The organism is Arthrobacter sp. 10T425 (genome assembly GCF_056393985.1).
Genome location: NZ_JBFTGZ010000060.1, coordinates 1 through 520 on the forward strand (window position 1 = coordinate 1; position 520 = coordinate 520).

Sequence of the window (520 nt, forward strand, 5' to 3'; positions counted from 1 at the left end):
GTCGAGAGCTTCGAGGTGCTGCAGCGCATGGTCTCCGAAGGACTCGCGGCGAACCCGGCGCAGGGCGGCGGCAACGAGCTCGTCGCGCTGTTCTCGCGCGGATCCGTGGGGATGACTCCCGCGGGCGGCTTCTGGGTGAAGGGACTCAAGGAGGCCGGATTCGCGAACGACGACTACGACGTGTCCTTCTTCCCCAAGATGCGCAGTCAGCGGCACCAGTTCGGCGCCGCCGGCTACGCCATCATGGAGACTTCGCGGCGCAAGGACGAGGCCTGGGAATGGCTGAAGTACTGCGTGTCGGTCGAAGGGATGCGCATCGCGCACCCGCAGCCTGATTCGTCGCTCACCCGCCGCTCGCTCAACGACGAGCTCTACGGAGCGGGCGTCGGCCCCGCGCACTGGAAGGTCTTCTACGACACCCTCGACCGGTTCCCGACCACCGGTCCGATCCCGGCGCCGCCTCAGCAGGCGGCGGTCGAGGAGGCCCTCATCAAGAAAGTCGTCGTCACCATCACCTACG

Annotated in this window: 1 protein-coding gene; it reads left to right on the forward strand. The window is 67.3% G+C overall.

What is annotated here, in order from left to right; all coding sequences use genetic code 11:
- Positions 1-27: 27 nt before the first annotated feature.
- Positions 28-520: extracellular solute-binding protein (locus AC1DDH_RS20505; protein ID WP_476956216.1), on the forward strand; the 493-nt coding region annotated here is incomplete at its 3' end.